Source organism: Herpetosiphon sp. (genome assembly GCF_003512625.1).
Lineage (GTDB): Bacteria > Chloroflexota > Chloroflexia > Chloroflexales > Herpetosiphonaceae > Herpetosiphon > Herpetosiphon aurantiacus.
In genome coordinates, this window is the sequence record NZ_DOPT01000111.1 from 26103 (window position 1) to 34350 (window position 8248).

Here is an 8248-nt window from a genome sequence, read left to right on the forward strand (position 1 = left end):
ATGTTAACCCTCAAAACGTAAATGGGTCTGCCCAACTTCGATCACATCGCCTGGTCGAACCAGTTGGCGGCCTTGTACTGGAATGCCGTTGATTTTGGTGCCATGACTGCTGCCTGCATCTTCAATTTCAATGCCACGAGGATCACGATAGATGATCGTATGGCGACGTGAAACGGTGCTATCACCGCTAATTGCCACGGCAAGCGAGGCTTCACGGCCAATAAAAATTTGATTTTCACGCAGCAAATAGAACTTGTTCAATTCGGCTCCCCGGACAACCGTTAATTTGCCCCACGCTGGCCCGCCTGCCGGAGCCGCGCTGGGTGGGGCATAACTCTGGTTCAATGGCGGCGTTGATCCGACGATTGGTTGCGAGGCAAGGTTGCGTTGCTGTTGGGCCATTGCTTGATCATAATGAATTGGTGGCGGTGGGGCAAAACCACCAGCGGGAATCGCCGCAGGGCGGGCGTTGTGCTTGCGACGGCGAATTAAAAAGACGGTTAATCCGCCCAAAACTACCAACATGACCGCGCTAAACCCAAGCAGCATGATTAAATTGGATTTTCCTTCAGGGCCGCCAACTGCTGCAGCACTACCTTTAACTGGGCCACCCAAGGCATTGCAAGCATTGACACGGCCTTTGCCAAGGTTGCTTGGCTCGAAATAGGTGATTGGGCCATAGCGCTTAATCGGATTTTGCGCTGAAATATCATCAGCAGTTTTTTCGATTTCAGCCCGTACTTGGTCGGCATTCCAATCGGGGTGTTGGGCAAATAGCAAGGCTGCCAAGCCAGCAACCACTGGCGTAGCTTGCGATGTGCCGCTCATTTGATCGTAGTTTTTGTTGAAGCGTTCTTCAGCAGGCAACTGACTGGTCATATACACATCGTAGGTGGGCATTGTTGAGTAAATGCCTGCCCCTGGTGCCGAAACCGAAATCCACTTACCATAGTTCGAAAAATCGGTTTTGCGATCATCAGGATCAGTTGCGGCCACGACCATGGCAAATTCTTCAACCCCAAAGGCGAAGTTGGGCAAGGGCACAAACGAATTACCAGCGGCGATAATCACCAGTACGCCAGCGGCATCGGCCTCTTTGATTGCCTCAACAATATCTTCGCTATCGAGCGGTAACATCGAGCCAAGGCTCATATTGATGATCTGGACATTTTTGCTAACGGCATAGCGAATGCCCGCAATAATATCTTGATTCGTGCCCGAACCATCGGCAGCCATCACCCGAATTGGCAAAATGCGCGTGCCCCCACCGGCAACCCCTGCAATTCCTTTACTGTTGTTGATGGTGGCGGCAATAATGCCTGAAACATGGGTTCCGTGGCCATTCTCATCCGATGGATCATCATCGCCATCGACAGCATCAAAGCCGTCGGTGCGCAAGACATCGACCAAATCGGGGTGGTTCATATCAACGCCAGAGTCGATCACGGCCACAGTAACATCGGAGTTACCCGTCAAATGCTCCCATGCACACGCTAAACCAAGTTGGCGAATGACCCATTGTTTATTTGCGTCGGGGTCGTTGGGTGGGCCAGTTAAGGCATTTTGGGCATAGACTGGCGTGCCGACCAGCAAGATCAAACAAAAAACAAGTGCAATGCGACGGCTCATGATATAATCGCCTCCTGACAAACACTCAGCACGCTGGAGGATTCCCCATGCGTTTCAAACAGTTGCTTATTGGCTGCCTTTTGCTTACACTCACAGCCTGTGGTGGCGATGATACCGCACCCGTCAACCAAGTCAAGGCATTTGTTGCAGCAACTGAAGAACGGAATGTTGATCGGATGATTGCCTTGATGGTTCCCGATATGCGGCGTGATGCTGGTTGGCAGCTGCGGCAGGTGATGCCACGAATTCAATCAATCGATTATCAAGATGATCAATATACACTCGAAAAAATTGATGATGGTCGGGCGTATGTGCAAGTTAATGGTATTTTGGTGGCGCAAATGACCGATGGCCAAACGGTTGAATATCCTGCCAATCAGTTAGTCGAGTTGATCGAGCAAGATGATGGCACATGGTTGGTGGCAAATAGTGGCTTTGAAATTCCAAACCAACCGTAGATTTAATCTAGAACGAGCGCTGAACATTCAGCGCTCGTTGGTTTTACTGGCTTGGCTCCACAATTTCGAGCACTGCCTCATTTAATGGTAAGGCATAGGCTCCTGCCGAACGTCGTGGGAATTGATGTTGGCTAACTGGCAAGAAGCGGCCTGCATCTTCCAAATAGAGATATTGGGTGATAACACTGCGCATATGCTCAATTTCCAACACATTGAAAGCATTTTTACCACGATACCAACGCCGCCCACGCCGCGAGGTTGCTGTGCCAGCCTGCACAATCACGGTACCTTGGCGCAAATCAGGGTCGAACTCCAAGGTGTTGCCAATGTATGAAGCATGGGTATGGCCACATAGCACCAACTCGACATTGCTGCGATCAAAAGTTCTAAGTGCTGCCGCCGCATTCTGAATCACATCGCGAGTTTCGCCTGGTGGCATGACCGGATGGTGGTGCATGACCACGATTTTGCATAAACTATCAGGATAGCGGGCTAAGCTTCGCTCAAGCTCCAGCAATTGCTGATCGGTCAATTTGCCGCCATCGACCGTAAACGAGCGGGTAGTATTGACCCCAACCGCCACGAAATCATCATTGCCCCACACTGGCTCTAAAATCGGCGAGATATATTTTTTGTAGTAATAGTTTGGCCGCAGCATCCGATAGAGTGCATTGTAAAGCGGCACATCGTGATTGCCCATCACCGCAATTGTCGGCTGAGGCAATTGGGCCACAAAATCGCGAATCGTCAGCCATTGACTGCGAATATCGGCTCGCTGCACAAAATCACCAGACAACACAGTTAAGGTTGGCTTGATTTGCCAAGCTGCCTCAAGAATTTGTTGGGCTTTTTCGGGGTTGAAGGGTGGGCCAGCGTGTAAATCGGAAAGGTGCAGGATGGTCGATGCCATTAAGCCGCTTCCTCGCCTTCACTTGCTGCTGTCGTGGGTTTGGCTTGAACCAAAGTTTTGCCCCGTGCAGCTTGGCTTAATTGACGGGTTACTGCCACAACGCCTGCGATCATCACTGCAAGCATGGTTAATTTAATCAGCAAAAGCAGCATATCCACCTCAAGTTGTAGAGAAAGAATCCGCGCTTATTGTACCATGGTGCAGTTTCCTTGCTAGTGTGGAGCAATCGTAATGCAACTATCGACTGAACGGGGCGATCTTACTCTGCGAGCAGCCCAAACTGATGAATGGCAAGCGTATCGACGTTTGCGCTTAATGGCGCTTCAACAACACCCCAGCTTTTTCGGCTCGGATTACGCCCAAAACGCCGCTGAACCTGATCGCTATTGGCAAGAACGCATGGCGAATTTAGACCCAACCAAACAGCAAACGTTTGTGGCGGTACACGAGTCGCAGTTTGTGGCAATGGTTGGTATTCGGCGCTTTACCGACCCAAAATCGAGTCATCAAGCTGATATTTGGGGAGTCTATACCGACCCAAATTGGCGTGGCAATGGCCTCAGTCGTCAGCTTTTGGGCATGGCCGAAGCCTGGGCTTGGCAACAATCGGTGCAGATTATTCGCTTAGCTGTGAATGTGGCCAATACGAGCGCCATTCAGCTGTATACCCGTTGCGGGTATGCCGTCTATGGGGTTGAGCCAATGGCAATTTATTACGAAGGTATCTATCACGATGAGTTGCTGATGACAAAAAAGAACATACAACATAGAACAGATTTGGATTAAATGTTGTGCTCGAATCCCCTGGCCTTCTTTCTCGCAGCGGCGAGCGAGGTGCGAGGGGAATTGCTGCATTGCTAGCTGATTGAATGATTAGTGCTCTACTCAAAACCCCAGCCTTCAGGGTTTTGTCAGGTGATTACCATTTGCACTCGACATTTACAACCTATAGTAGGAGTGTTATCAACGTATGAGTTGAAGGTTGAACCCATGAAAATCACTTGGTGGATCAGCTTGGGCGGTATATTGGTCAGTTTATAGCTGATGGTAGCATGTACCGCACCAACGAATCAGCGCAATCAGACACCGCCAATCACGACCACAACCACCCAACCACCCAACTATCACCGAATATGCTGCACCAACTCCAGGCAACATTCGCCTATATTCGATTGAACAGCAACAAGCGTTGGGCGAATTGGCAATTGGCGTAAATCCAGATGCATTGGGTATTATGCCAAACAGAGCTTGCCATTTGATCCTACAATGCTGCGCTGGACACCTGATAGCAATTATCTTTTGGCATTAACCTGCGACCCACGTACTCCATGGATCAGAACAAATGCAGTAGTGTATGAGAATAGCCCAACCTGTGATGCAGCTTCGCCAATTCAACATCAACGGCGAGGACTCGTCTTTCGGATGGCTGATCAGCAGCAATTGACCGAGATTGTGTTGCCTGCGCATACTGGCTCGATCAAATTAATCAGCCCAAACCTTCTTGGTATTATTGCTTATGTCAATCAAGAAGCCTTTTTGATTGTTTGCGATATTACAACTGGCCAACAAACCGTGCCGCTAGCGCTTGGCAAGGTTGTGCCAGTAATTGTGTATCCACGCTAAACCGTCAACAAGAATAGAGAAGCTAAATGTCGTAGGGTATAAGGTAAAAACCAGTTTCATTGTTTCCTGATCGTAGGTCGCTCCTAATCCCAATTAATCGCATATCGCCAAAGCTGCATTACGAATACTTAATAATGATAAAATAGAGCCTCAATGAAGAGCAGGTATTCCCCAAAACTTCCCTAGCGTAACAATCGAAGGAGATTCTGGCACGGCGCTAGGCTCACACTGTGTGGAGGTCGCTTGTATGGACCGTCTGAGGCATCGTTGGTCGTTAATTGGGACAATCCTAGCGTTAATTGGCTTGTGGAGTAGCTTGGTGGTGATTTCGCTGCCCCAACGAACCCAAGCCCAGCCTGTGGTCGAGGAACAACGGATTGTGGCGCGGATTGAGGCCAAAGATCGCGCTGATTCACTGGCACTTAGTGCGCGAGGCCTCGATTTGTTGGAAATGCGCGATAAGCACGATTTGTTTGCATTGATTACGCCAAGCGAATTGGCTAAATTGCAACAAGAAGGCTTTGTCGCTGAAATTGATCAAGAGCAAACTCGTTTGTTGCAAGAACCTTCAATCATGCCAGTCCAAGGTGGATTCCGCACGGTTGAAGAAGGCTATGCCTTGCTTGATCAATGGCATGCAACCTATCCCAACCTAACGGATTTGTTCACCTATGGGACTTCATGGGATAAAGTGACCGCTGGTGGGCCAGCAGGCTACGATTTGCGTGGGATCACACTGACCAATTCGTTGATTCCTGGGCCAAAACCAACCTTCTTCTTAATGTCGGCGATTCATGCCCGTGAAATGTCAACTGCTGAATTGACCTTGCGCTATACCGAGTATTTGCTTTCGCGCTATGAAACCGACCCCGATGTGCATTGGTTGCTTGATGAACACACAATTGTGATTGTGCCTTTTGTCAACCCCGATGGCCGCAAGATTGCCGAGCAAAGCTTATCGCAACGCAAAAATCGCAACACGGTTGATACTTCAAGTTGTAGCGGCGTGAATATTGGGATCGACCTCAACCGCAACTCATCGTTCCACTGGGGCGAAGTTGATAGCCCGAATGGTGATCGTTGTGGCGCAACATGGCCTGGCGTTTCAGCTGCTTCAGAGCCAGAAGTTGCCACCTTACAACAATGGATTCGTGGCGTATTTGCCGATCAACGTGGGCCAAGTGATACTGATCCTGCGCCAGATACCACAACCGGGGTCTATATCTCAATTCACTCATATAGCGATTTGGTCTTGTGGCCATATGGTCACTCAGCCCAACTTGCGCCAAACGATGCCGATTTGCGTGGTTTGGGCAAGAAATTCGCCAGCTACAACGGCTACACACCGCAAAAATCCGACGAACTGTATCCAACCAGTGGTACAACCGACGATTGGGCCTATGGTGAGTTAGGGGTAGCGGCCTATACCTTTGAAATTGGGCCAGAATCAGGCACATGTAGCGGCTTCTTCCCAGCATTTACCTGTTTGGATGGCCAAGCTCCTGGTAATTTCTGGGGTCGCAACTTGCCTGCCTTCTTGTATGCCTCGAAAGTTGCCCGTACACCATATTTGTTGCAACGTGGTCCCGATGCTTTGAATGTAACCGCTCAATCGATGAGCAATGGTTACAAATTGCTGGCAACGATTAATGATGTAACCAATGGCAACCAAACAATTGCTGCTGCCGAAGCCTATGTTGATACACCACCATGGCGAGCTGGGGCAACTGCAATTAGCCTGAGCGCAACCGATGGCAGTTTCAACAGCACCCAAGAAGCGGTCAATGCAACCATTCCGCAAACCTTGAATGCTGGTCGCCACTTAGTCTATTTCCGTGGGCGCGATGCTGCGGGCAACTGGGGGCCGGTTAGCGCTCAATGGCTCGATGTTGCACCGCAAGGCTTGGTTGGGTTTGTCCGCGCAAGCGATAACAATCAGCCAATTGCCAATGCAACGGTCGTCGCCACAACTGGCACGTTTACCAGCACGACGACCAGCGGCGCTGATGGCAGTTATCGTTTGGAATTGCCAGTTGGTAGCTACACGCTCAAGGCCAGTGGCACAGGCTTGACTCCTGCTAGCTACAACCTGACTGTTAGCAGCAATAGTTTCACAACCCAAGATATTAGTTTGGCGCAGTTGGCAGTCTTGACGACCTCGCCCAGTCCATTGACCTTCAACGTGGCCAGTGGCAGCCAAGATCGCACGTTGGTGGTGGGCAATGCTGGTGGTACAAGCTTGAATGCAGCCATCTCACTCGCTCCAACTGGCTATGAAGTTAAGAGCAGTGACGATGCTGGTGGCCCAAGCTATACTTGGAACGACATTAGTAGCACAGGTACACGCCTCAGTTTGGGCGATGATACCTGTTCGGTGGTGAACTTGCCAAGCAGCTTCAATTACTATGGCACCGCCTATAGCAAATTGATTGTCAACAGCAATGGTTTTGTTAGCCCAACCAATGCCACTACCTGTAGCTCAACTGGTACATCGACCAACGGCGTTGTGCCAAGCACGTCAACGCCCAACAATGTGATTGCAGCCTTGTGGGACGACCTTGATCCTGAAGGTTTGACGGGCACGAACGGGGTCTTTACCTATAACGATAGTGCCAACAATCAATTTATTGTTGAATTTAGTGGTGTGCCACACTGGGCAAACAATGGCAACTTCAGCCCCGAAGATTTCCAATTTGTGCTGAATCTGACAACTGGCGATGTTACGCTCAATTATCAAAACATTGATACCCAAAATAGCGTCAGTGTTGGTATCGAAGATAGCACTGGGGCCAATGGCTATCAGTGGGTCTATAACAGCACTGGCCGTTTACACGATAATTTGGCAATTCAATTTGCGGCCTATGCTGGCAGTGCCCCATGGCTCAGTTGGACACCTAGCAACATTGATGTAGCAGCGCGTGGTTCGACGAACGTCCAAGTAACCGCCAATGCTACAGGCCTTGCCAATGGCACCTATCGCACTCGCTTACGAGTTAACGCAGGAGCCAACACGATCAACGGCGACCAAACGGTTCCAGTGGTTTTGAATGTTGGTAGCTCGACAGTCCATGATGTTGCAGTTAGTGCACCGCAAGCAGCCTTGAGTGGGTTCGTTGGTTCAACCATCACCTACACGCTGAGCGTCACTAACACAGGCAATGTCAGCGATAGCTTTAACTTGAGCTTGAGTGGCAATGTTTGGCCAACAACCTTGAGCCAAACCAGTGTTAATTTGGCGGCTGGTGCAAGCACTACAATTCAAGTGTCGGTGGCAATTCCGGCCAATGCTGCCGCCAATAGCACGGATAGCGTGACTATTACGGCAACGTCGGCTGCCGATAGCAGTGCAACCAATAGCATCAGCTTGGTTTCAACCGCTAATAGCATTCCAGTCAGCCAATATAAGGTATTTATGCCCTATATTGTGAAGTAGTTCGAGCAGTTGGGGATTGAGGAATTTGTTGTTGGGATCGGTAACGAGGTTGTTATCGATCCCTTTTTCGATCCACGAAGGACACGAAGAGCACGAAGGATGTAGCTATTGGCGTTTGGCTATGGAAATCATGACAATTCGACACAACGTTCCGCTAACCCATAGCCGCTAGTTGTAATGGTTCATTGGGTTAAC

Annotated in this window: 7 protein-coding genes; 4 read left to right on the top strand and 3 right to left on the bottom strand. The window is 49.7% G+C overall.

Translation table 11 applies throughout. The annotated features are described in order from the left end of the window. Window positions 1–3: 3 nt before the first annotated feature. The gene (locus DEF47_RS25040; protein WP_012188743.1) at window positions 4–1629 is read right to left on the bottom strand and encodes a S8 family serine peptidase; all 1626 of its coding nucleotides are present in this window, start codon (window positions 1627–1629) and stop codon (window positions 4–6) included. A 47-nt stretch (window positions 1630–1676) separates the two neighbouring features. Between DEF47_RS25040 and DEF47_RS25045 the strand changes: the two genes are divergently transcribed. Then, a complete protein-coding gene (locus DEF47_RS25045; protein WP_012188742.1) occupies window positions 1677–2087 on the top strand; it encodes a hypothetical protein in 411 nt (136 codons plus the stop codon). A 43-nt stretch (window positions 2088–2130) separates the two neighbouring features. Here the strand turns inward: DEF47_RS25045 and DEF47_RS25050 are convergent, their stop codons facing one another. Both DEF47_RS25050 and DEF47_RS25055 read right to left on the bottom strand, forming a co-directional pair. Further along, on the bottom strand, window positions 2131–2997 hold the full coding sequence (locus DEF47_RS25050) for a metallophosphoesterase family protein (RefSeq protein WP_012188741.1): 867 nt from the start codon (window positions 2995–2997) through the stop codon (window positions 2131–2133). Further along, on the bottom strand, window positions 2997–3149 hold the full coding sequence (locus tag DEF47_RS25055) for a hypothetical protein (protein WP_287045394.1): 153 nt from the start codon (window positions 3147–3149) through the stop codon (window positions 2997–2999). Before DEF47_RS25055 ends, DEF47_RS25050 begins: the two co-directional genes overlap by 1 nt. A 79-nt stretch (window positions 3150–3228) precedes the next feature. Between DEF47_RS25055 and DEF47_RS25060 the strand changes: the two genes are divergently transcribed. The 3 genes from DEF47_RS25060 to DEF47_RS25070 all read left to right on the top strand — a co-directional run bounded on the left by DEF47_RS25060 (window position 3229) and on the right by DEF47_RS25070 (window position 8053). After that, a complete protein-coding gene (locus DEF47_RS25060; RefSeq protein ID WP_012188740.1) occupies window positions 3229–3783 on the top strand; it encodes a GNAT family N-acetyltransferase in 555 nt (184 codons plus the stop codon). Window positions 3784–4263: 480 nt separating this feature from the next. Then, window positions 4264–4620 carry a hypothetical protein gene (locus tag DEF47_RS25065; RefSeq protein WP_012188739.1) on the top strand — a complete coding sequence of 119 codons (357 nt, stop codon included), beginning with the start codon at window positions 4264–4266 and terminating at the stop codon, window positions 4618–4620. A gap of 247 nt (window positions 4621–4867) precedes the next feature. Further along, the gene (locus DEF47_RS25070) at window positions 4868–8053 is read left to right on the top strand and encodes a M14 family zinc carboxypeptidase (RefSeq protein WP_012188738.1); all 3186 of its coding nucleotides are present in this window, start codon (window positions 4868–4870) and stop codon (window positions 8051–8053) included. Window positions 8054–8248 lie beyond the last annotated feature (195 nt).